Annotated in this window: 19 protein-coding genes and 2 tRNA genes; 19 read left to right on the forward strand and 2 right to left on the reverse strand. The window is 44.6% G+C overall.

What is annotated here, in order from left to right; genetic code table 11:
- The first annotated feature begins 2 nt into the window (after positions 1–2).
- The 8 genes from glgA to ACQY2W_RS01640 all read left to right on the forward strand — a co-directional run bounded on the left by glgA (position 3) and on the right by ACQY2W_RS01640 (position 10468).
- Positions 3–1451, forward strand: coding sequence for a glycogen synthase GlgA (glgA, locus tag ACQY2W_RS01605; protein WP_428048833.1), 1449 nt, complete (start codon positions 3–5; stop codon positions 1449–1451).
- Between the two features lie 17 nt (positions 1452–1468).
- Positions 1469–2263: a hypothetical protein gene (locus ACQY2W_RS01610; protein ID WP_428048834.1), complete on the forward strand. Its 795-nt coding sequence runs from the start codon at positions 1469–1471 to the stop codon at positions 2261–2263.
- A complete protein-coding gene (locus tag ACQY2W_RS01615) occupies positions 2248–3405 on the forward strand; it encodes a murein hydrolase activator EnvC family protein (protein ID WP_428048835.1) in 1158 nt (385 codons plus the stop codon). Before ACQY2W_RS01610 ends, ACQY2W_RS01615 begins: the two co-directional genes overlap by 16 nt.
- 8 nt (positions 3406–3413) lie before the next feature.
- Positions 3414–4790, forward strand: a complete 1377-nt coding sequence (locus ACQY2W_RS01620; protein ID WP_428048836.1) for a S41 family peptidase — start codon at positions 3414–3416, stop codon at positions 4788–4790.
- Positions 4780–5805 (forward strand): tRNA (adenosine(37)-N6)-threonylcarbamoyltransferase complex transferase subunit TsaD, encoded by a 1026-nt coding sequence (tsaD, locus tag ACQY2W_RS01625; RefSeq protein WP_428048837.1) that lies wholly within the window; start codon positions 4780–4782, stop codon positions 5803–5805. Before ACQY2W_RS01620 ends, tsaD begins: the two co-directional genes overlap by 11 nt.
- On the forward strand, positions 5802–7001 hold the full coding sequence (locus ACQY2W_RS01630; protein WP_428048838.1) for an extracellular solute-binding protein: 1200 nt from the start codon (positions 5802–5804) through the stop codon (positions 6999–7001). The genes tsaD and ACQY2W_RS01630 overlap by 4 nt, the downstream gene beginning before the upstream one ends.
- Before the next feature lie 3 nt (positions 7002–7004).
- Positions 7005–8537, forward strand: coding sequence for a GGDEF domain-containing protein (locus ACQY2W_RS01635; protein ID WP_428048839.1), 1533 nt, complete (start codon positions 7005–7007; stop codon positions 8535–8537).
- A 218-nt stretch (positions 8538–8755) separates the two neighbouring features.
- Positions 8756–10468: a type IV pilin protein gene (locus ACQY2W_RS01640; RefSeq protein WP_428048840.1), complete on the forward strand. Its 1713-nt coding sequence runs from the start codon at positions 8756–8758 to the stop codon at positions 10466–10468.
- A gap of 562 nt (positions 10469–11030) precedes the next feature.
- Here ACQY2W_RS01640 and ACQY2W_RS01645 read toward each other — a convergent pair.
- Positions 11031–11102 (reverse strand) — tRNA-Glu (locus ACQY2W_RS01645).
- A gap of 6 nt (positions 11103–11108) precedes the next feature.
- Positions 11109–11183, reverse strand: a tRNA-Lys gene (locus ACQY2W_RS01650).
- Between the two features lie 248 nt (positions 11184–11431).
- Here ACQY2W_RS01650 and ACQY2W_RS01655 point away from each other — a divergent pair.
- The 11 genes from ACQY2W_RS01655 (at position 11432) to ACQY2W_RS01705 (ending at position 22598) form a co-directional block, all read left to right on the forward strand.
- A complete protein-coding gene (locus ACQY2W_RS01655; protein ID WP_428048841.1) occupies positions 11432–11806 on the forward strand; it encodes a RidA family protein in 375 nt (124 codons plus the stop codon).
- A 3-nt stretch (positions 11807–11809) separates the two neighbouring features.
- Positions 11810–13384 carry a 4-alpha-glucanotransferase gene (gene malQ / locus ACQY2W_RS01660; protein ID WP_428048842.1) on the forward strand — a complete coding sequence of 525 codons (1575 nt, stop codon included), beginning with the start codon at positions 11810–11812 and terminating at the stop codon, positions 13382–13384.
- A 329-nt stretch (positions 13385–13713) separates the two neighbouring features.
- Positions 13714–14793, forward strand: a complete 1080-nt coding sequence (locus ACQY2W_RS01665) for a DegT/DnrJ/EryC1/StrS family aminotransferase (protein ID WP_428048843.1) — start codon at positions 13714–13716, stop codon at positions 14791–14793.
- Positions 14790–15488 carry a WbqC family protein gene (locus ACQY2W_RS01670; RefSeq protein WP_428048844.1) on the forward strand — a complete coding sequence of 233 codons (699 nt, stop codon included), beginning with the start codon at positions 14790–14792 and terminating at the stop codon, positions 15486–15488. The genes ACQY2W_RS01665 and ACQY2W_RS01670 overlap by 4 nt, the downstream gene beginning before the upstream one ends.
- Positions 15475–16422 (forward strand): hypothetical protein, encoded by a 948-nt coding sequence (locus tag ACQY2W_RS01675; RefSeq protein ID WP_428048845.1) that lies wholly within the window; start codon positions 15475–15477, stop codon positions 16420–16422. Before ACQY2W_RS01670 ends, ACQY2W_RS01675 begins: the two co-directional genes overlap by 14 nt.
- Complete coding sequence (locus ACQY2W_RS01680; protein WP_428048846.1) at positions 16415–17680, forward strand: ATP-grasp domain-containing protein; 1266 nt, start codon at positions 16415–16417, stop codon at positions 17678–17680. Before ACQY2W_RS01675 ends, ACQY2W_RS01680 begins: the two co-directional genes overlap by 8 nt.
- Before the next feature lie 73 nt (positions 17681–17753).
- On the forward strand, positions 17754–18650 hold the full coding sequence (locus ACQY2W_RS01685) for a glycosyltransferase (protein ID WP_428048847.1): 897 nt from the start codon (positions 17754–17756) through the stop codon (positions 18648–18650).
- Positions 18647–20155 carry an NTP transferase domain-containing protein gene (locus ACQY2W_RS01690; protein WP_428048848.1) on the forward strand — a complete coding sequence of 503 codons (1509 nt, stop codon included), beginning with the start codon at positions 18647–18649 and terminating at the stop codon, positions 20153–20155. The genes ACQY2W_RS01685 and ACQY2W_RS01690 overlap by 4 nt, the downstream gene beginning before the upstream one ends.
- A complete protein-coding gene (locus tag ACQY2W_RS01695) occupies positions 20145–20519 on the forward strand; it encodes a hypothetical protein (protein WP_428048849.1) in 375 nt (124 codons plus the stop codon). The genes ACQY2W_RS01690 and ACQY2W_RS01695 overlap by 11 nt, the downstream gene beginning before the upstream one ends.
- A 1-nt stretch (position 20520) precedes the next feature.
- On the forward strand, positions 20521–21576 hold the full coding sequence (locus ACQY2W_RS01700) for a hypothetical protein (protein WP_428048850.1): 1056 nt from the start codon (positions 20521–20523) through the stop codon (positions 21574–21576).
- Positions 21573–22598 carry a glycosyltransferase gene (locus tag ACQY2W_RS01705; protein ID WP_428048851.1) on the forward strand — a complete coding sequence of 342 codons (1026 nt, stop codon included), beginning with the start codon at positions 21573–21575 and terminating at the stop codon, positions 22596–22598. Before ACQY2W_RS01700 ends, ACQY2W_RS01705 begins: the two co-directional genes overlap by 4 nt.
- The last annotated feature ends 14 nt before the right edge of the window (positions 22599–22612 follow it).

Raw genomic sequence — 22612 nt, forward strand, 5'->3', positions numbered from 1 at the left:
TTATGAATATCGTTTTAGCCGCCAGTGAAGCGTTCCCGTTTTGTAAAACGGGCGGGTTGGCCGACGTCGTTGGCGCGCTGTGCCAACAATTTGCCTCGCGCAAAGGCAATAAAGTATTGCTCTTTTTGCCACATTACCGCAACATTGTGCGGGTATCGTCTTTAAAAGTAGTGCCCGGTGTGTATTTGGTGCCGATCGGCGATAAGATTGAACAGGTTTCTTTGTCGTATATTAACTGGGGAAATGTGCTCGTGTTTTTTGTGGGCAACCGCAAGTATTTTGACCGCCCCGAACTCTACCGCACCCGCACCGGCGAATTTGCCGACAACGATGAGCGGTTTATCTTATTTAGCCGCGCGGTATTGGAAGGGTGCAAGTTTATCGGTTTCCGGCCGGACTTAATTCACTGCCACGATTGGCAAACCGGGCTGATCCCCGCGTACTTAAAAACCGTCTACAAATTAGACGCTTTCTATACGCGCACCCGCAGTTTATACACGATTCACAACATCGCTTATCAGGGGCACTATCCGTATTCTACCTTCCGTAAGGCGGGTTTCCACCCGGTGGATTATACGCCCGAAAAATTTGAATATTACGGCGGTATCAGTTTCTTAAAAAGCGGTATCGTATTTGCCGATAACATCAATACCGTCAGCCCCAACTACGCGCGCGAAGTCCAACGCGATAAATCTATGGGCTTTGGCTTAGAGGGTTTGTTGCGTGCGCGCAGCAATCATTTCTGCGGTATCGTAAACGGTATTGATACCGAAATTTGGGACCCGGAATTAGACCCCGTGTTGCCGCTGGGCTACGATACGGTAGAAGTGGTGCAGGGCAAGGCCGCGGCTAAGCAGGCACTACAAAAACAATGCAAACTGGCTGACGACCCCAAAAAACCGCTTATCGGTATTGTGTCGCGGTTAGATTATCAAAAGGGGCTTGATTTAGTGGTCAATATCGTGGAAAAATATAAAAACCGCGCCCAATTTGTCATTTTAGGTACGGGTGACCCGATGTTGGAAAAGGCCTTTCAAAGTTTGGCTCGCAACAACGCGGGCCACGTCAGTTACCACGGACGTTTAGATGAAGAACTGGCGCACCGTATTTATGCGGGAGCGGATATTTTCTTAATGCCGTCTCGCTTTGAGCCGTGCGGACTTTCGCAGTTAATTGCCATGAAATACGGCACGTTGCCGGTGGTTTCTCGCGTGGGCGGACTCGTGGATACGGTCAAAGGGTACGACGGCGCAAACGAAGAAACCGCGACCGGGTTTTTCATTGAGCCGTTTAACGAGAAAGGTTTATGCCAAACGTTGGATAAAGTATTCAAAACATTTGAAGATAAAAAATTATGGTTGCGGTTGATTCGCAACGCGATGCGGCAAGATTTATCGTGGGATAAATCGGCCCGGACGTATTTGGAGCTTTACCGTAAAACGATTGCTTAACCGGGAGTTAAAGGACCATGACACAAGAAGAAGTTTCTTCGTCCAAGAACGGAAACGGAAAAACGGCTAAACAAGGACTCCACCTACACCGGCGGTTATTTTTGTTGGTGTTTGCGGTGGCTCTGTTGTGGCAAACACTTCTTTTGGCGGATACGCGGTTAAGTCAGTATTATACGGAGTTGGCTGACTCGTTTAAAGTGATTTTAACGGTGGACGGAAAAACCGATAACGCCATGTTGGCCCAAATGGGCGAAACGATTAACCAAAAAGAAGATGTGTCCTCGGTAAAATTGTTTTCTTCGCAAGATGCGCTTGCGGTGGTGGAGCGTCAGAACCCGCAACTGGCCGAGTCATTGCTCTTAATGGGGCGCAATAAAATGCCGGCGTATTTTGAACTGCGTTTGACGCCGGCGGCGGTGCGAAACGTATCTTCGCTGGTAGCCAATTTGGTAGCCGAATATAAGGAACTTATGCCGCATTATAACGAAGAGCACGCCCAACTGGTGTTTATGACGGGCTTATGCGTCAAATTGTTGCGTACGACGATGTTACTGGCACTGTTACTGTTTTTGGCTTTTATGTTTTTGGTGGAAGCATACCCAAGCAAAAAACGCGTGAGCCATTTTGTAAGCGGTATGTTTTCCGGGATATTGGCGGCATTGTCGGCTATGGTGTTGGTGGCTTTGCTGGTGTATCCCACCGGGTTTTTATCGCAGGCCGTGCAACAGTTTGTGTCGCCTGCACTTGAAATTTTACTCGTTGTATTTTGCGGGCTTTTTGGGTGGACGTTGTCAAAATGGCAAAGATTTTAGTTTTTCTTTTAGTGTTTTTAGGAGCGGCCGGCCCGTTGCAAGCGGGCAATGCCGCCGATCATAAACGCGAAATTGAGCGGCTCAAAAAAGAAGCCGCCCAAAAGGAAAGCGAACTCAAAAAATACCGCGAACAAGAGAAAAAAATTTCACAGGAAATGACCGCACTTGAAAATCAAAAAGTGCGTGCACAACAGTTAAAAAATAAAGTAGAGTCGGATATTTCCGCGTTGGAGCAAAATTTACTTTCCGTAGAAGAAAAACGTGCCGCGTTGGAGCGCAGTATCCCGATGTGGCAAGGCGTGTCTGCCGCGGAATTGGAAGAGTATTATTTTACGCCGGATTGTCCGCTGTGTGTGGGCGGATATAGTTTAGAGCAAGACATTTTTGTGGATCGTATGCTCACGCATAAAACCGTCTTTACCGCGGCTTTACAAGCGGCTAATGAGGAAGCCAAAAACCGTATCCATACGTTTGAAGAACGTAACAAAAAGTTACTGGCGCAAAGCTCACGCATCAGCGAAGAGCAACAAGTTATTTCCAAATCGTTTAATAAGAAAAAACAAGATTTGGATGTAACCAAACGAAAAGCGGCCGCCGTGCGTAAGGAAATTAACGAGCTTAATAAATCTGCCGCCGCCTTAAATGATTTGTTGGCCTCGTTTGAGCGCAAACGCAAGGCCGCCGCCAAAAAACAAGCAAATGCATCTGCCAAACAGGGCACCGGCCCGCAAATTTCAGCCGCGCCTAACAGTTTACCGTGGCCGGTAAAAGGCCAAGTGATCAGCAAATTTGGCAAAGAATACCGGGCTGATTTAAATACGTGGATCTTCCGCGACGGTATCAAAATTGCCGCGCGCAGTGCCGAGCCCGTGCGCACGGTAGAACAAGGTAGCGTTATTTATGCCGGGCCGTTTCGGTCCTATGGTAATGTAGTAATTGTGGACCATAATAAAGGGTTCTTTACGATTTACGGTTTCCTGCGGGAAATTCAAGTTGCCGTAGGCGATAAACTGCCGCAACAGGGCGTACTGGGTACCGCCGGACAAGATACACAAGCTTCTTCCGGCACCGGGCAGAGTGCTGTTTATTTTGAAATACGCCAAGGCACCACGGCGGTTGATCCGTTGCTTTGGTTAGAATAAGAGGAATTATGAAAGAAAAAAAATTAAACCGTTACGCGGTGTTGGCCGCTGTTATCTTTTTTGTGGGAACGCTGTTTCCGTATGCTTACGGGGCGGCGGAGCGCAGTTTAAAGCAACTTCGCGTGTTGGTGGACGTAATAGAATTTGTGAAGGAAAATTATGTAGAGCGTACCGATACCGATAAACTTATTTCAGGCGCGATTCGCGGGGTGGTGGGGGAATTGGACGATTTTTCCCAATACTTAGATCCCAAAGATTACAAAAACCTAAAGAACGATACCCGCGGCGAATTTGGCGGGTTAGGTATCCGCTTGCAAAAACAGGACGGTTTTGTAACGGTGATGACCCCCATGCCGGGTACGCCGGCTTTTAAAGCGGGCATTATGCCGCAAGACCGTATCTTATTTGTAGATGATAAAGATATTTCCGATATGGAGTTGGACGAAGCGGTGGAACTCATGCGCGGTACGGTGGGTAGTAAAGTTAAGCTGACGCTCAGCCGCAAAGACGAAAAAACCGGGGAATATCAAAAAATTCCCGATATCCGTTTGAAACGCGAAAAAATCGTACCCGAAGTGGTTTACTACCGTATGTTGCCGGAGCATGTCGGATACTTATATATGGTAGATTTTTCGGGACACAGTTTAGAGGAAGTGCAAAAGGCGTTAACGTCTTTGAAAAAACAAGGGATGAAGTCGCTCGTATTAGATTTGCGTTTTAATCCCGGTGGTTTGTTAACCGGGGCAGTAGATATTGCCAAACTGTTTTTACCGGGCGATAAGATGATTGTTTACACGCAGGGCCGCAAACCGGAGTATTACCAGGAATTTAAAACCGTTTCCGATGGGACGTATGCTAATTTGCCGATGGCGGTGCTCGTTAATCAGGGTTCAGCCAGCGCGAGCGAAATTGTGTCCGGGGCTTTGCAGGATCACGAAAGGGCCTTTGTGGTGGGAACACGCAGTTTCGGCAAAGCCAGTGTCCAACAAGTGATGCCGCTTGCCGGCGGGGCCGGGTTACGCTTAACGATTGCTCACTATTATACGCCGTCTGGCAAACTGATTCACCGCGACTACCGCAACAAAGAAAAAGCCGACGAAGGCGGTATTTGGCCGGATATTGAAGTACCGGTCAAACCCAAAGATGAAATTAAAGTATTTGAGCCGTACCGCGATGTGGTATACGTGCCCGGGAAAAAAGATCCGGTATTGGAATTTAAAGCCAAGGACCCGGTGTTAGATAAAGCGGTTTCTATTTTAACAGGTAAAGAAAAATTAGAAGACGCCAAAGCCAAAAGCAAAGAAGAAGCGGCTAAACGTAAAGCCGACAAAACTAAAAAAACCGAAACACCGGAAGAAGAAAAAACAGAAGAAGATGAAAAATAATTTTACGATTTTAGGGATAGAATCTACGTGTGATGAAACGTCTGCGGCCTTATTAAAAGGCGGCAGCGAACTAATTACCAACGTGATTTATTCCCAAATTGACGAGCACAAAAAGTACCACGGCGTCGTGCCGGAGCTGGCCAGCCGCGCGCACGCGGCCAAAATTGCCACGGTCATTTCCGAAGCGTTGGGCGATCGGCCGCTTGATTATGTGGCGTTTGCCAGCGGGCCGGGACTTCCCGGCGGGCTTATGGTTGGACGGGTAGCCGCCGAAACATTGGCCCAATTTAAACGAGTGCCGCTTATCGGCGTAAACCATTTGGAAGGTCATTTATTTGCGTGTGATTTTGAAGGAACGCAAGCTAAAGAGCGGCTTGAATTTCCGCTGATTGCTTTGATTGTGTCCGGCGGACATACGGAGTTGTGGTATGTCAAAGGATATGGCGAATATAAAGTGTTGGGCCGCACGCGTGACGACGCGGCGGGCGAGGCCTTTGATAAAGTAGCCAAACTCTTGGGGCTTGCCTATCCGGGTGGGCCGCAAGTGTCTAAACAAGCCCTGTTAGGTCGGCGCGATGCGATTGCGTTTCCGCGCCCGTTGTTGCCCGGTACGTGGGAGTTTTCGTTTAGCGGTATCAAAACGGCGGTTAGTTATTACCTGCGGGATCATAAAACAGTCAGCGTGCCCGATGTGTGTGCCAGTTTTGAACAAGCCATGATAGATACGCTTGTAACTAAAACATTATTAGCCGCTAAAAAATATAAAGTTAAACATATTGCCGTAGGCGGGGGGGTGGCGGCTAATACGCTACTGCGCCAAGAGATGCAGGCCCGCGGCGGTAAGCAAGGGGTGCACGTGCATTTTGTAGAGCGTAAATTATCCTCCGATAATGCCGCTATGATTGCACTTTGTGCTTATAAAAAGTTACAATACGCAGAGAAAACGGGTCAGCCGCTGCGCGCGGATATTAACATTGACCCAAACCGGAAAGTACGTAATTGGGGTAAGATATGATTTTATGGGTTATGCCTGATTCGGGCGCGAAAACGATGGAAGATTATGCTACGTTAGTAGCACTCTTTAAAAAAGAGAATCCGTCTGTTGAGGTGTCGGTGCGCGTATTTACGCGCAACGTGCTGTGGCGGCGTATTTTTACGCTTAAAGACCCCACCCATGAAGAAATGCCGGACTTAATCCAAATTCCGCATTACTGGACGGCCTTGATTGTTAAAGCCGGTATTGCTGAAAATCTATCGCAATTAGATCCCGGACTTTCGCTGACCGATTGTTTAGTGCCGCTTAAAGAAAATTGCTACCAACCCGGTACCAAAGATATGTATTCGTACCCGTGGTGGTTTGATCTGAGTGCTTTGCACTACCGGGCCGACCATCTCAAACGGGTGTCTTCTCACCCCGAGGAAGATTTAAAAACCTGGTCGGGCCTGCTTACTACTTGCGAGGCACTGCGTAAAGAGTTTAGCGAAGTGCCCGGCTATTACCCCATGCAAAATAGCGATTGGCGCGGCTCGCTTTCTATGCGTAATGCCTTGCCGTGTATGTGGAGCCGCGGACTTAACTTCTTTACCGAGGACCGGGCCGCTACATTGGTCGGTTCCAAAGAATTTAAAGAGGCCTTGCACGATTATGTGACGCTGGCGTTAAAAGAGTATATGCCTATCTTGCGCGAGCGCGGCTCGCTCGGGACGATCATGTCCGGCAAGGCCAGTATGATGATTTCCCGCAAACAAGGTATCAGTATGTTTAGTGCCCAACGCGGTATGCGCGTGCGCACGCTACCTGTGCCGGCAGCCGGGGAACAATCGGCGGCGTATTTATCCGGTATGAATTTCTTTATCAGTACATTTTCCCAACATAAAAAAGACGCGCTTAAATTTATTAAGTTCTGCGCCCGGCCCGATATCCAACTTCGCTACAGCCGCATGATTGAGGCGTTTCCGGCGTTTGAAGAAGCGTTTGAATCGTTAATTTCTTCCGCGCCGCGTTTGCAGGTATACCGGGAAATTTTGGCATCCTCCCATATACTCCCTAATATGGTCATTATGGGAACAGTTATGGAGATTTTAAAACGCGTACTGGCCATGTGTGCGGCCCAAATTGTGGAGCATCGGTTTACGCAGGCATCGCTGGACCGCGAGCTGGATATGACCGCTAAGGAAATTGAATTATTGCTTTCTATCTATAAGGGATAAGATATGTTTGATAAAAAATCTTACACGCTTTATAAATTCCATAAACAAATTAACCAATCGTTCCAAGATAAACGGGAATTGTTGGAGTGCGCTTTGCCGGCCTTGCGCGATTTATTTAAGTTGGACCGTGTCTACTTTTTTGACTGGCAACAGGAACGGGCGATTTTGTCGCTTAAAATGATGTGCAAGAAAGAATATTGTATGGATATGCAGGAAGATATTTCCGTGGCTAACGAGCCGGCTTTCTTGCGCCAGTTATTACAACAAGGTGTGGCGGAAACGACCGATTTAAGCTACCCCGCTCTTTATGTGCTTATTCGGTGGTTGCGCCCGTCTATGGAGCTTAAAGCGGGGGAAGTCCACTCGTTCATGCGCGAAAAAGTGGGGGTGCTTCGCTTAGAACGTTTCCGCAAAAACCGTGTGTTTACCGACGCGGAAATTGATTTAATTAAAGATTTAGGTGCGGAAATTTCGCACAACTTACATAACACGGAAATTGATCAAGCTAAAAACCAACGCTTAAGTGTATCTACGGCCCTGAACGATTTGTCTACTATTTTTGCGTCGTCTTTGCGGTTAAACGACGGACTGGAGCTGATTTTAAAAGGGGTGCAACGCTATTTCCATTTTGACCGCGTACACTTGTATCTTACTAACTCCGACGGTACCCGTATCAAATCGGTGCTGGGGGTGGATATTTCCGGTCAGGTTACGCACGAATCCGGCGATAGTTTGCGTGAAGAAGAAAAACAAATTTTAAAAGAAGTGTTTGATTCTTCCGCCACGTACCGTGCCAAACGCAGTGTGATTTATTTGCCGCTTAAAGTACAGCGCACCAAAGTAGGTTTTTTGACGTTTGATAATATCTTGTCCCGCCGGAAAATTGGCTATTTGGACTTTATTTCACTCCAACAGTTTGCTACCCAAATGGCGCTTACTATTGATAACGCGCGCTTGTTTGAGCGGGTACAGGAATTGTCTAACTACGACGAACTGACTAAACTTCCCGTGCGCCGCTATTTCAACGAAAAATTTGCCGAAGAAATCTACCGCGCTAAACGTTTTGGTTTGTCGCTCTCGTTAATTATTATGGACATTGATTGGTTTAAACAAATTAACGATAAGCACGGTCACCAAATTGGCGATTGGGCGTTAAAAGCCGTCAGCAAAATTATCCGCTCTTCTCTGCGCCAGACGGATGTGCCTTGCCGCTTTGGCGGAGACGAAATGATGATTATGCTTCCGCGTACCAATAGCGAAGAGGCCAAAGTCATCGCGCGCCGCTTAAAAGAACGCATTAGTGAAGTGGTGTTGCCGGACCGCAATGCGGTGGAACCGGAGCATTTGAGTATCAGCCAAGGGATATCTTCTTTCCCGGCAGACGGAGCCACGGCCAATGAGTTGTTGGAAAAAGCCGACCAAGCATTGTATGTGGTTAAGCAACACGGGCGCGGCGATTTTGCCGTTTACCGCGAAGTGGCCGACCAAATTCATCCGACCGAAGAAAAAGATCCTTCGCAGCGGCCTTTGCCCTAAAACTAATTACTCATCTTATGTAAAACCGCTCTGTTTATTTATGGGGCGGTTTTCTTCTAAATACCTTGACAGAAAAGATAGCTTTTGATACATTGTTAGTGTCAGCCCTGTCGTGAGGGAGGAGCGTTTTGCGCTTAAAGGCACGGCCTTTGGGCGCGTCTGCCGTTGCCTCCCACTATGGGGCCCGGCGTCGTGCCGGGGAAATTAGAGGAGGAATCATGAATAGTAAAAAGAAAGCATTTACGCTAACAGAACTGCTGATTGTGGTAATTGTAATTGGTGTTCTGTCGGCGGTGGTGTTACCGAAATTCAACAAAGTAATGGAAACCCGCAAAACGACGGAAGCGGAAGAAGTGATGGCGGCGATTCGCACGGAACAAGAGCAACGCTGTTCACTAAACAAGATATATACGAAAGATTTTACACCGTTTATAGAGAACGGGGATATCAAATTGGCTTCTGTGCCGGGCGATACGTCCAAAGCAGAATCTAATAATTTTACGTATACGTTGACGGGACGGCGCATCAAAGCGACGAGTAAAGACAAAGGATACACGTTGCAGATGCCGTCTATTGCCGACGGCCGTATCAGCTGTGACGGAGATTATTGCAGTAAATTAAATAAAGACTATCCGACACGTACGGAACTTATGGCCAAAGCGGACTATATGACTTCCTCTTTAGAGTGTGGGCCGACCGATACGTGTGATGACGACGGAACAGGTGATACTTCCGTAGCTTGTGATTGTACGGGTACCCGTACACATTCTTGCAATAACGTAACGGGTATGTGGGAATGGGGCGAATGTGTCGGCGGAAGTGCCGCTTCTTTGCGTGAGGTAAACTATACCCCCAACGGAAAAGGCCCTGCCAATTGTGCTACCCGTACGGAACAGCAAGTATGTTCTAACCATGCATGGACGTGGACCGGTGCCCAAATTACCGCATCGGATGAAAGTGCATGCCAAACCTTAGAGTGTGTGCCCGGCCAAACCGGCGATTCCGTAGCTTGTAACGAGTGTGGTGAAAAAACGAAAACGTGTGATGCTAACGGCTTTTGGACGTACGGTAACTGTACGGCTACATCTCAGACACAGACGGGCGGCAGTTGTACTACCAACGGTTATGCCGGTACGTATATCAGAACTTGCGGCAATAACGGTTACTGGAATTCTTCCCAAACCTGCCGTTGTAACGCCGGAGAAACCCGCACAGAAACCGCTTCGTGCGGCTCGGGGTATACGGGTCAAAAGACTCGCACGTGTACATGTAATTCCGACGGTACTGAGACCTGTGAAACTTCCTGGAACACGTCTAACTGTTCTGCCATAGAATGTACAGCCAACGATCCTAACGTGGCTTGTACGCCGGATAGTTCGTATCCGTCTAACTGCGGTAAGAAAACCCACTATTGTAATACTGCCACCAAGAAATGGAAAACGGGCAGTGAAGCATACTCTGCTTGTAGCCCGACCTCATCTTGCTGTGGCACGGCTCCGAGTGCGAACTCTTGTACTTGTACGAACGGTTATCCCGGAACGCAACAGTGGTCTTGTACGGCGACTTATGGTTGGAAATATCACTATGACGGTTGCGGTGCTTGTACGCCCATCTACAACGGCTGTTCGGAAAGTAACAAACCGAGCGGTTCATGCTGTATATCCTCGGGTAACTGCGGGTGCTATCCTTCTACGGACATCGGCGGAAACGGGTATGTTATACCCGCAGCAATCAAAAAGGACTTTGATGATACGTGGAACCCTAATTGGGGTACGTATAACGCAGAAGGACGGATGTTCTCTTTCTACTATGCGGAAATAAATCACAATTGCCCGTCGGGAACGGTTTGGTCCTGCGGGTGTAGCAGTTGGGGCACCTGGAAGAATTGTTCTTGTGTGACGGGTACGTGGGATTGTACGTGTTCCCACTAAACTAACGTGTGAAGATGTTCTTAGGCCGGGGCAGAAGCCCCGGCCTTTTTCTGTGCCATTATTAGCTTTTGTAGGTCAGGGTTTACCCTGACATAAAAATGTGTTTTAAAATGTCTTCCCCCCTTGCGGGGGAAGTGGTTTAGCGGACGAAGTCCGAATAAACCGATGAGGGGTAATCAATAAAGTTATTTCTTTGTTCTGTTGTACCCCTCACCCGGCCTTCGGCCACCCTCTCCCGCAAGGGGCGAGGGAACACACGAAAGAGCACTCTCACTACAAGCACGTCTTGCATTTCTCCGGCGCCCCTAAAGGGGTGGGAGTCCGATTCAAACCTAGAAGGCAAAATGCCCCGCTCGCGCGGGGCATAAAAAAACGCCTTCTAGGAGAATCGTTTTTTGCCTCCCGGCAAAACACGCAAAATCTAAAGCACTGCGTGCTAACAACATAGATTTTGCTCCTATTTTATCCCCGCCTGTGCTGACGCTCCGGCGCCCCTAAAGGGGCGGGAGTTCAATTCAAACCTAGAAGGCAAAATGCCCCGCTTTCGCAGGGCATTAAAAAACGCCTTCTAGGAGAATCGAACTCCTCTTTTCGGATTGAAAATCCGACGTCCTAACCGATAGACGAAGAAGGCATTAAATGGTGCGCCCGGTGAGACTTGAACTCACGGCCCCCCGCTTAAAAGGCGGATGCTCTACCACTGAGCTACGAGCGCAAAAAAATCAACTTTAGGCGGTTTAATCAAGCATCGGTTAAACCCGACCTAATTATTATATCAAAAACTACAACCAACGTGCAACTGTTTCGTTGCATCGCTTTTTAAGCGATAATTTATTATAGCACTTTTTAAAAACTTCCGTCAAAATTTTTTTGTTTCCCCGCCGGAAAAATCGTTTGACATACGCCTTTGGCCTTGCTACTATATAAAAAGAGATTTTATGTATTTTTGTTTAGTGAGGAATTATGAAAAAAGTAATCAACATCAGCACCATTAAACCCATTGCGTGTTATTCACAAGCCGTGGAAGACGGCGGTTTTATTTTTACTACCGGCATTGTGCCGATAGATCCTGTCACCGGCGAAATTTTCAACGGTGACGTGCGCGTACAAACCGAACTTATTTTAACCAATTTGGAAACCGTACTTAAAAAAGCAGGTAGCTCGCTTAAAAATGTGCTCAAAACGACCGTCTATATGACCGATTTAACCCAATTTGCCGAAATGAACGATGTGTACAGCACCTTTTTTAAAGAGAATCCGCCCGCCCGTACTACCGTGCAAGTAGCGGCTTTGGCTAAAGGCAGTTCGGTGGAAATTGAAGCGATCGCTAAAAAATAAAATATGACGATTCAAGAGCAATTGCTTTCTTCACGTTCGTGCGGTATTTTATTGCCGCTGTCCGCCATGAAAACCCCAAACGATTGGGGCGTGGGTGATTTTGCCTCCTTGCGGGAATGGACCGACTTTTTGGCTACGCAAGGAATTAAAATTTTACAAATCTTGCCGTTGCAGGAAACCGCCCCCGGTATCACGTGCCCCTACTCGGCCATGACTGCTTTTGCTACCGACCCGGTGTACACCGATATTGGCGCGGTGGAAGATATCTGCCACAGCCCGCAAGCACAAGAATTTATTGCTAAGTTAAAACCGCAAATTGAACAATGGCACAATGCGCCCAAAGCTCCGTTTGGTGAAGTTAAACAAGCTAAATTAAAAGCATTGTGGTTGGGATATCAAACTTTTTTAGCACAAGAACAAAGCGTGCGTTCGCCGCGTTTTTTGGCGTTTGAGGCCTACCAAAGCGCACAGGCCGGATGGTTGCGCGGGTATAAATTGTTTCGTGCACTCAAAGAATTTTACCGCTGGCAAACGTGGTTAGAGTGGCCGGAAGAATTGCGCCAATTTAATAGCTCCGCCGTGGATGCGTTTGAAGCGCACCACCGCGAATATGTGCAATTCTTTGCCTACGTCCAGTGGATATTGGACGGACAACTGCGCGAAGCGAAAAATTTTGCGGCCCAACGCGGTATGCTGATTTTTGGCGATATCCCGTTTGGTACCAATTTGGATAGTGCCGAAGTGTGGTCCGAAAAAGAAAATTACCGGCTGGGTTACGAAATCGGTGCGCCGGCAGACCAATTTTCCGAGGGAGGCCAAAAGTGGGGCCTGCCCGCTTACGATTGGGTATACCAACACCAACACAATTTAGATTTATGGCGGCGCAAAATCCGCCGCGTAACGGAACTTTACGACGTGTTCCGCTTAGACCATTTGGTGGGGTTTTTCCGTACCTACGTTTTTGCACCTGACGATACGGTGGGCGCTTTTGATATAGAAGGCGAACAAAACCAAATTGACCGCGGGTATGCGTTTTTGCACATGGTGCAAGAAGAAGCGCACGGTAAATTGGCCGTGGGCGAAGATTTAGGGGTTATCCCTAATTATGTGCGGCGGATGCTCGTAGATATGCGTATCCCCGGATATAAGGTGCTACGTTGGGAGCGCGAGGACAACGGCTATTACCGCGAGCCGCGCAATTACCCGGCGGTATCTCTTGCCACCACGTCCACGCACGATACCGAAACCGTGCGCGGTTGGTGGGAAACAATGGACCAACAGGAACGGGCCAATATCTGGGAAATGATTTCCGCCCAAAAGACCGATGGCAACGTGCCGTGGAATTTAAATACACAACGCGCTATTTTGAACCGGGTATTAGGGAGTGCCTCGGCCTTGGTGATGTTCTCGTGGCAAGATGTTATCGGCACGACCGACCGCGTGAATACGCCCGGTACGGTGGGCGAGGAAAATTGGACGTATCGCAGTGCCTATACACCCGCGCAGGCGGCTGAAATGTATGCCGGCGAGTTGGCAATGCTGCGTGAACTACTAGTTCAAAATAACCGTTTAGGTTGATTTGCAGTGTTCCCTAAATATGTTAGAATAGGGAAAGATAAATTTTATTCTGTTTTGGGAATCCTATTGTAGAATAGGAAGTCGTTGAAAAACGTGCTAATCCCGTCCCAAGATAGCTGTTCAAGGTCCTTTCTTGGCAAGCTGATCCCTTGCTAAGAGAGGGCCGGGTGCATATATAAGGTATTGCTTTATATAAGGTAATGCTTTGTTATGTGGCCGCGGCTGTTTGTTATCCGTAGGGGTTGGCATAGCTGTGCGCGGCACAATGTTTTTCTTGCACTTTTTGTGATATAACAGGATTCCTAATTCACTGGGAGTCCTGTTTTATTATGGAGAAAATCTTTGTTACTAAGCCTTTTTTACCGCCACAAGCCGAGTACACAAAGTGGCTTACGCAAATTTATCACAATGAACAACTGACCAATCAGGGCCCGTTAGTGTGTGAACTGGAAAAACAATTACAGGAGTTGCTTGATGTGGCGCGTTTGCAGTATGTTACTAACGGAACAATTGCGCTCCAATTGGCCTTAGAGGCCCTTGATATCCGCGACGGCGAAATTATTACCACTCCTTTTTCTTATGTAGCTACTACGTCCAGTATTTTGTGGCAACGTTGCAAACCGGTGTTTGTGGATATAGAACCGGATAATTTTACGATAGATCCGGCGAAAATAGAAGTCGCCATTACTCCTAAAACGCGGGCGATCATGCCGGTACACGTATTTGGCTATGCGTGTGATGTGGAAAAAATTGAACAAATTGCCCAAAAGCATGGTTTGAAAGTTATTTATGATGCTGCCCATGCATTTGGATCGGTGTATAAAAATAAAGCGTTAGTTTCTTACGGAGATGTGTCCACTCTTTCTTTTCACGCCACCAAATTGTTCCACACGGTAGAAGGCGGCGCCTGTATTGTGCACGACGAAAAAACAAATCACAAATTAGATTTGGCCAAGCGTTTCGGACATTTGGGAGATACGCATTACCAATTAGGTATCAACGGGAAACAGTCGGAATTTCATGCGGCTATGGGGTTAGCTATCCTGCCGCATTTGGCAGAAATTATTTCCAAACGCAAAGCAATTTGCGAAATGTATGATAAAGAATTGTCCGGCTATGTTTCACGTCCAAAACCGCAACCGGACCTGCAATATAATTATGCCTATTATCCTGTGCTGTTTAAAGATGAACAAACATTGTTGCGTGTGTTCCAAGCGTTAAATAAGGAGCAAATTTATCCGCGGCGGTATTTTTATCCGTCCTTAAATACGTTGCCTTATTTGGAAGATAAACAAGCTTGTCCGGTATCGGAAGATATTTGCTCGCGTATTGCCTGTTTGCCGTTGTACCCGAAATTGCCATTAGAACAGGTGGAACGCATTTGTTCTATTGTGAGAGAAAATATATGAAGATTGGTATCATGCAACCTTATTTTTTCCCATATTTGGGATACTGGCAGTTAGTAAAGTTGGTAGATAAATATGTTATTTACGACGATGTAAATTATATTAAAAACGGATGGATAAACAGGAATAATATTCTGTTGAATGGGAAGGCGCACTTAATTACCTTGCCTTTAGAGGGCGCGTCGGCTTTTAAACCAATAAATCAAGTTAACATCGTGTCCGATATGAGAATTAAAGACAAACTACTAAAAACCATTGAACAAGCTTATAAAAAGGCCCCTTTTTTTAATCAGGTATTTCCAATGATTCAGAGTGTTGTTCTAGATGATTCTTTGCTTATTTCCAAGGCATTAGAGAAACAATTTAGGCTCATAGTACAGTATCTAAATATAAAAACACAAATTGTGGTGTCATCACAAATAGAGAAAGATAACTCTTTAAAAGGACAGGAAAAAGTCATTGATATTTGTTTAAGGTTAGGTGGAACAGAATATGTCAATGCTATTGGCGGGCAAACATTATATAGTGTATCCTCTTTTCAGCAGGTCGGGGTTGTCTTGCATTTTGTAAAAACTCATTTTGTGCCTTATTGTCAATTTAAAAATCCTTTTGTGCCGGGTTTGTCTATTATTGACGTAATGATGTTTAATTCTCCGGAAGAAATTAACAAAATGTTGGATAATTATGAGCTTATCTAATGAGATTGGCGGTTATTTCGGTTTGGAATGCGGGCATACAGCTCCTTATCATACGGGAGCGGTTTTGCTTAATTCTGCCCGAAATGCACTACGCTATATCATCCGGGCCAATCATATTACACACTTGTTTGTTCCGTATTACACATGCCCGGTGGTGTGGCAAGCATTGGGCGAAGAGAACGTCCAACTCTCGTATTATCCGGTAAATTCCAAGTTGGAAATTGATTTAAAAAATATTCCGCAAGAGGCCTTTGTCTTGGTAAATAATTATTTTGGGATAAAAGGGAAATATATAGACGTATTGACCCGTCAGTATCCTAACATCATTGTGGACAATGCGCAGGCTTTCTTTGCTCCTAAACAGGGGTTGGCTGCGTTTTATTGCCCGCGCAAATTTTTCGGTTTGCCTGACGGGGGACTAGCCATATGTGATAAGCAAATCGCTCTTGCGGAAGAATCCGCCGTCTCTTACAATGTTTGTGCACATTTGTTAAAAAGATATGACTTGAGTGCTTCTGCCGGGTATGCAGATTTTCAAGAAAACGAAAAAATGTTAATCGGCCAACCCGTTTGCAAAATGTCAAAACTAACCCGAGCACTCATGGGTAATATTGATTATAACCTTGTGCGAAACAGACGGTTAGCTAATTTTCAAATTTTACACCAAGCCCTTGCCGGCGTGAACCAACTTAACTTAGATCTATCTTCGCACGACGTGCCCATGGTGTATCCGTTGCTGATAGATAAGCCGGGGCTTCGTCAAAAACTTATACAACATAAAATTTATGTAGCACTGTATTGGCCCGGACTTGAAAAAATTTGTCCCAAAAATTCATTTGAACTTATATTACAACAATATCTTTTGCCTTTGCCTATTGACCAACGATATGGCGAGCCGGAGATGAAACGGATGCTGGAGGTGCTTTATGATTAACGTGCTTGTCTTTCCGGCGGGGGAAATCAATTCGGTTGAGTTGCACGATGCGTTGGCAACGTGCGTCAATATTGCTGTTTGGGGGGCTTCCAGTATTGAACGACACGGGAGTTATGTTTTTGAAAATTACGTGTCCGGTTTGCCGCTTATCACTGCGCCAAATTTTCTTGAGAAATTTAATGAATTGCTAACAGAAAAACAAATTGATGTTGTTTTCCCTACGCATGATACGGTGGCCAAGTTCTTGGCAGAAAATTTACATCAGATAAAAGCGAAAGTTATTTGTTCGGGTTTAAAAACGGCCGAGATTTGTAGGGATAAAGAAAAAACATACCGGGCATTGGCCGGGGCAACTTTCTTGCCGGAAATATACCCAGCACTTACGCATTTTCCTGTTTTTATCAAACCCAAAGAGGGGCAAGGTAGTGTGGGGGCCCAACTCGTCAAATCGCGGGCAGACGCGGCGGATATTGCGTTAAGTGATTATGTTATTTGCGAATATTTGCCCGGTGAAGAATATACCGTAGATTGTTTAACGGACAAGGACGGAAAATTGCGGGTGGTTTCCCCACGTTCGCGCCAACGGTTAATGGCTGGCGTGTCTGTGGCGGGAAAAACCGAAGAATTAACACCGGAAATCCAACATATTGCCGAAACGATCAATTCAAAGCTTTCTTTCTTAGGGTTGTGGTGGTTTCAAATCAAAAAAGACGCACAGGGCAAATGGAAATTGTTGGAAGTTTCCGTCCGGTGTGCAGGCACGATGGCACTTACCCGTGCGCGTGGTATCAATTTGCCGTTGCTTTCTGTTTACACGGTAATGGGATATGATATCTCCGTGGAGCCAAATTCGTATCAAGTGCAAATGGATAGTTCGCTGATTCGTCGTTACAAAATAGATTATGTGTATGACACAGTCTATTTTGATTTTGACGATACCCTCACGTTGCGCGGCAAAATAAATTTAAAAGCTATTTGGTTTTTGTACCAATGCCAAAATCAAGGCAAAAAAGTGATTTTACTGACTAAACACGAAAAAGAAATTTATGAAAGTATGAAACACTATCATATTGATAAATCGCTGTTTAGCCAAATTATTCATATCAAGCCGGACGATAATAAGGCCGATTATATTCAAGCTGACGAGGCCATCTTTATTGACAACGCCTATCAGGAACGGCGTAAAGTGGCTAGTGCGCATCATATCCCGGTATTTGATGTGGACGGATTAGACGTTCTGATGGATTGGAGAAGCTAAAGTGAAACCCATTTGCACCGTCTTACTAATAACTTATAATCATGCACCGTATGTCCGAAAGTGCATAGATAGTGTGTTATCCCAAAAAACGAAATATCCGTTTATTATTAAGATCTTTGACGATGCTTCTACCGACGGTAGCTCGGACATTATCCGCGAATATGCTAAAAAATATCCGAAATTGATTGAAGCGCATATTGCTGAAAAAAACACGGGCGCGCAAGCCAATATTTGGCGTGCTTATAAATCGGTTGATACAAAGTATTGCATACTTACGGAAACCGACGACTATTGGTGTGATGATGAAAAATTACAATTGCAAATTGACGCCATGGAAAAACATCCGGAGTGCAGTTTTTGCGGAACAAATACGTGGATTGTCAATGCTTCAATTAAAAACACCGAATATGAAAATAATATCTTAGTTTTAAATAATCCGATCTTAAAAACCAAAAAAATATTTTCTTACGACGATTTTTTTCCAATCAATAACGGTGGCTATATTCCTTATCAGTCAGCACGGATGTTAAGAACGGAATTTTTGCATCTGGCTGAAATTAAATATAAAGAAGTAGTACTTTTTGATTTTAACCAGTTCTATTGGTTTTTAATACAAGGCAAGTATTATTATATTGATCGCCCCACAACGGTTTATCGCCGTCTGGATAACGGAGTTTGTTCCGGAAAAAGTCCAATGCTGTTTTTAAGTGATTTTATAGAACGGACCGTGGAGTTCAATAAGCAAACTAATTTTAAAATTGCAGATAAAATTTGTTCTGAGGTTATTTTACAGTCAACATTTAGATTATATCTATCGGAAAAACAAAAAGGTAAATTTGTCATCAGGCCATCTAAGTATAAAAGATTTAAATACCATTTGTTATCTATGTGTACCTTCGGAAGACTCAGAAAAAAATACAAAGAAAAATGGAAATTACAAAAAGCAGCATGTAGAGGAGTTGCAAAATGAAATACATAATCGTTCAGGCAGGTGGTCGTGGATCCAGATTGGAAACCTTAACGGCAAATAAACCAAAAGCACTTGTACCCGTTGATAATTTGCCGATGATATTTCATTTGTTTAAGAAATATCCTACTGCCAAGTTTAAAATTATTGCCGACTATCAAAAAGAGACACTGAAACGCTATCTAAAAGCATTTGCCGAAGTTGATTATGAAGTCATTGATGCGGATAAGAAGGGAACATGCTCGGGGCTGCCGGCTGCTTTGCAAACCATCCCGCCTAAAGAACAGTTTATGTTAATTTGGTGTGATTTAGTATTATCTGCCGTTAATAATTCGGTTTCGGCAGATACAAATTACATCGGTATATCAAAAGATTTTTCTTGCCGTTGGTCGTATAATAATGAAGAGTTTAAAGAGGAACCTTCTTCAGAAAACGGAGTGGCCGGGTTGTTTATTTTTAAAGACAAATCGGAGATTGCCACGGTACCTGATGAGGGAGAGTTCGTCCGTTGGTTGGCTTCTCAAAACATAAAGTTTGAGCGGTTGAATATGTACGGCGGATTGGAAATCGGAACTATGTTATCTTATTTCCAAAATGAACTTAATAAACCTAAATGCAGGCCTTTTAATAAAATGGAGTTTAAGGGGGACATCGTTTTGAAATATCCCACCAACGAGCAGGGTGTCAAACTGGCCCAAGATGAAATTGCTTGGTATAAAAAGGTCTCTGCGCTCGGTTATACAAATATTCCTAAAATCTACGGATTTGATCCGCTGGTGATGGAAAAGATAAAGGGGCAGAATATTTTTGAGTATGCCTTTTTAACCAAAGGATTTAAGCGTGCTTTATTGGGGCGTATTACAGAGGCCTTGAAAAAACTTCACCATTTGGTCCCGCCGATTAAAGCAAATAAAGAAGATTGTGAAAATAATTATTTAACTAAAACTTTTGACCGACTCAAAAAAGTGTATGATTTAGTTCCGTTTGCCAAAGATGAGTTTGTGATTATTAACGGCAAAAAATGTACCAATATCTACACGATAAAAGAAAAAATAGAACAAGAAATGAGAGCGATGTATCCGTCGGAATTTCAGTTAATTCATGGGGATTGTACGTTTCATAACATGATGATAGAAACCAGTGGTGTGCGTCCGGTGTTAATTGATCCGCGCGGTTATTTCGGTAAAACTAAATTCTTTGGCGATGTAGATTATGATTGGGCCAAACTTTATTACAGCGTAGTTGGAAATTACGATCAGTTTAACCGGAAAAATTTCTCACTGGAAATTAAGGAAAAAGAAATAGAGTTGGAAATAGTATCTAATAATTGGCAAGATTTGGAAGAAGATTTCTTCCACCTTACCGGGGCCGATAAGAAAAAGATTAAATTGTTGCACGCTATTATTTGGCTTTCTCTTACCACGTACGCATGGGAAGATTATGATGCCATTTGCGGTGCTTTTTACAAGGGGCTACTGGCGTTACAGGAGTATTTAGATGAGCAATAATTTAGTTTTATCTGCTTTGCCGCATACATGGATTTTTGATGTGGACGGAACCTTGTGCGTACACAACGGTTATAAAAACGGAGGGGATAAAATATTGGACGGAGTAAAGGCCCTTTTTGCATCAATTCCGCCGGAAGATATGATTGTCATTTTGACTTCACGCCAAGCAGAGGAAAAAGAAAATTTAGAGCATTTTTTGCTTGAAAACGGTTTGCGTTTTAATCATATTATTTTTGGGGCTCCGATGGGGGAGCGTATTTTGATAAATGATGATAAACCCAGCGGACTAAAGATGACGTACGGCATTTCTAAAAAAAGAGATGCGGCATTAGATATACAGGTGAGTATTGATAAGAGTTTATAATATGTTAGTAGAAGAATTGGGACTTGATAAGAATAAATATTATTTTTTATGTGCGGCCGGAATCGGAGATACGATGATTGTGTGCGGTTTTTATAACGCACTAAAAAAGAAATACAATGCCGATATTGTCATTGTTGTTCCTGAAAAACAATCTTTTATCCCTGAAATGTTCGGTATTAAAGATTACAAAGCGGTAGATTTGGGGTGTACGAACATCTTTAAAGTAATTGATAAATGCACTATGCTTAGCGATGCGCATCCACATCCTCAAAAAGGACATATTTATTTAGCTCATCCGGCATTTCATAACGAACTTAGTGCGTTCTTTGCCCCCGTATATTATCGCAAGTCTAAGATAAAATTTTTAGATTGGTATAAGCAATTTTTGCATCTTCCGTTAGATACTCCTTTTGAAGATTTTACAATTTTGCCGAAGTTATCAGAAGAAACCGAAAAAGCTGTTTTAGATTTGGCGCAATTTGATAAAGTCGTTTTGATTTCTCCTGAGGCAACCTCTACGGAGTCTGTTCCGGCTCGGTTTTGGCAACAGTTGGTTCAAAACTTATCCGCTCAGGGTTATACGGTTATTTCTAATGTGAAGGATAAAAATAATACCGTTTTGGGCTCACAGTATGTTCCTTTGAATTTACAAGATTCCATTGCATTGGCTTACCGATGTCACGCGGTTTATTCGGTGCGTAGCGGATTTTGCGATTTATGTTATCAGTTGGGCGATAAACTCCATGTCTATTATGCCAACCGGGACGATTTATACTTATACAGTTTAAAATCTATGTTCGGTAACGATATACATGAAGAAGTGGAGTATAATTTGCCTGAACGTTTGATACGGGGCCCTAAACCGTTACCGGTTGTGTATAGGCGTAGATATATGCTTTTTTCGTTCATTACATTGCTGGAAGTAACGGAACAAGACAATAAGCGCATTTACCATATATGTGGTATCCCGGTTTTTAAGATAAAGAAACGGACTCACAAGACAAAGATGTATATTTTAGGTATCCCTATTTTTAGCATTAAGGAAAATACAAGATGACAACGGTTTCTGTTTTAGTCCTCACTTATAATCACGTGCGGTATATTGCACAAGCATTGGACGGGTTTGTATCCCAACGTACTAAGTTTCCGTTTGAGGTGCTTGTTTACGACGATGCGTCCACAGACGGTACGGCGGATATTATCCGCCGGTATGCAAAACAATATCCCCAACTTATCAAACCTGTATTGCAGACAAACAACCAATTTTCCAAGGGCGTTTATGTAGATAAAGCATTTAATTGGCCGCGGGTACAGGGGAAATACGTGGCCCTTTGCGAAGGCGACGATTATTGGAGCGACCCGGACAAATTGCAAAAACAGGTTGATTTTTTGGATGCCCACCCCGACTATGCCGTCTGTTTCCACCCCGTAAAGGTAATATGGGAAGATAAATCGCACCCGGAGTCCTTGTTCCCTTCGGGGGCGTTCCGTTTTAATAAAACCACGTTAGAGGTGTCGGATTTACTTAAACATAATTTTATTCAAACAAATTCTGTGATGTACCGGTGGCGTTTTACTGACGGAGATTTTGCGGCCATGCCGGATAATATTTTGCCGTGTGATTGGTTTTTGCATTTGCTGCATGCCCAACGTGGAAAAATTGGATTTTTACCGGATGTAATGGCGGTGTATAGAAGGCACGGGGGAAGTTTGTGGGAAAATTCCGGTCAAACTTTTGCGTGGTTTAACCGGTGCTTTTTGTCCAATCTCCGGTTTTTTCGTGCGGTAAAACAAACATTTTCGTATGAGTTTACCAACGAGATCCTTTCACTTTTTACGCAACTGTTAAAACTGTCTGCGCAACAACAGGATTGGACTTTGTTTAATCGGGCAATACAAGAATTTCCTGATTTATGGCAAGGATGTTTAAATGCGGCCAAACAGCAACGTATATTTCCATGGCAGGACTATTTGCTGTATAAGCTTTCGTGGGGCACTAAACGAAAAACGCATAAAGAGACCTATTGTGCCCGGCGTCATGCTTTTAAACTGGCCCGACTCTTGCGTAAACTACCATAAAATCACCCCCGCAA

The sequence above is a fragment of the Candidatus Avelusimicrobium caledoniensis genome (genome assembly GCF_902756455.1).
In the GTDB taxonomy this organism is placed as follows: Bacteria; Elusimicrobiota; Elusimicrobia; order Elusimicrobiales; family Elusimicrobiaceae; genus Avelusimicrobium; species Avelusimicrobium caledoniense.

What these genes read in the sequence shown, in the direction of transcription:
- ACQY2W_RS01675 (WP_428048845.1), top strand. Translation starts at nt 15,475, where the DNA reads ATGAGCTTATCTAATGAGATTGGCGGTTATTTCGGTTTGGAATGCGGG.
- ACQY2W_RS01670 (WP_428048844.1), top strand. Translation starts at nt 14,790, where the DNA reads ATGAAGATTGGTATCATGCAACCTTATTTTTTCCCATATTTGGGATAC.
- ACQY2W_RS01615 (WP_428048835.1), top strand. Translation starts at nt 2,248, where the DNA reads ATGGCAAAGATTTTAGTTTTTCTTTTAGTGTTTTTAGGAGCGGCCGGC.
- glgA (WP_428048833.1), top strand. Translation starts at nt 3, where the DNA reads ATGAATATCGTTTTAGCCGCCAGTGAAGCGTTCCCGTTTTGTAAAACG.
- ACQY2W_RS01695 (WP_428048849.1), top strand. Translation starts at nt 20,145, where the DNA reads ATGAGCAATAATTTAGTTTTATCTGCTTTGCCGCATACATGGATTTTT.
- ACQY2W_RS01620 (WP_428048836.1), top strand. Translation starts at nt 3,414, where the DNA reads ATGAAAGAAAAAAAATTAAACCGTTACGCGGTGTTGGCCGCTGTTATC.
- ACQY2W_RS01690 (WP_428048848.1), top strand. Translation starts at nt 18,647, where the DNA reads ATGAAATACATAATCGTTCAGGCAGGTGGTCGTGGATCCAGATTGGAA.
- ACQY2W_RS01665 (WP_428048843.1), top strand. Translation starts at nt 13,714, where the DNA reads ATGGAGAAAATCTTTGTTACTAAGCCTTTTTTACCGCCACAAGCCGAG.
- ACQY2W_RS01705 (WP_428048851.1), top strand. Translation starts at nt 21,573, where the DNA reads ATGACAACGGTTTCTGTTTTAGTCCTCACTTATAATCACGTGCGGTAT.
- ACQY2W_RS01635 (WP_428048839.1), top strand. Translation starts at nt 7,005, where the DNA reads ATGTTTGATAAAAAATCTTACACGCTTTATAAATTCCATAAACAAATT.
- tsaD (WP_428048837.1), top strand. Translation starts at nt 4,780, where the DNA reads ATGAAAAATAATTTTACGATTTTAGGGATAGAATCTACGTGTGATGAA.
- malQ (WP_428048842.1), top strand. Translation starts at nt 11,810, where the DNA reads ATGACGATTCAAGAGCAATTGCTTTCTTCACGTTCGTGCGGTATTTTA.
- ACQY2W_RS01700 (WP_428048850.1), top strand. Translation starts at nt 20,521, where the DNA reads ATGTTAGTAGAAGAATTGGGACTTGATAAGAATAAATATTATTTTTTA.
- ACQY2W_RS01640 (WP_428048840.1), top strand. Translation starts at nt 8,756, where the DNA reads ATGAATAGTAAAAAGAAAGCATTTACGCTAACAGAACTGCTGATTGTG.
- ACQY2W_RS01680 (WP_428048846.1), top strand. Translation starts at nt 16,415, where the DNA reads ATGATTAACGTGCTTGTCTTTCCGGCGGGGGAAATCAATTCGGTTGAG.
- ACQY2W_RS01630 (WP_428048838.1), top strand. Translation starts at nt 5,802, where the DNA reads ATGATTTTATGGGTTATGCCTGATTCGGGCGCGAAAACGATGGAAGAT.
- ACQY2W_RS01610 (WP_428048834.1), top strand. Translation starts at nt 1,469, where the DNA reads ATGACACAAGAAGAAGTTTCTTCGTCCAAGAACGGAAACGGAAAAACG.
- ACQY2W_RS01655 (WP_428048841.1), top strand. Translation starts at nt 11,432, where the DNA reads ATGAAAAAAGTAATCAACATCAGCACCATTAAACCCATTGCGTGTTAT.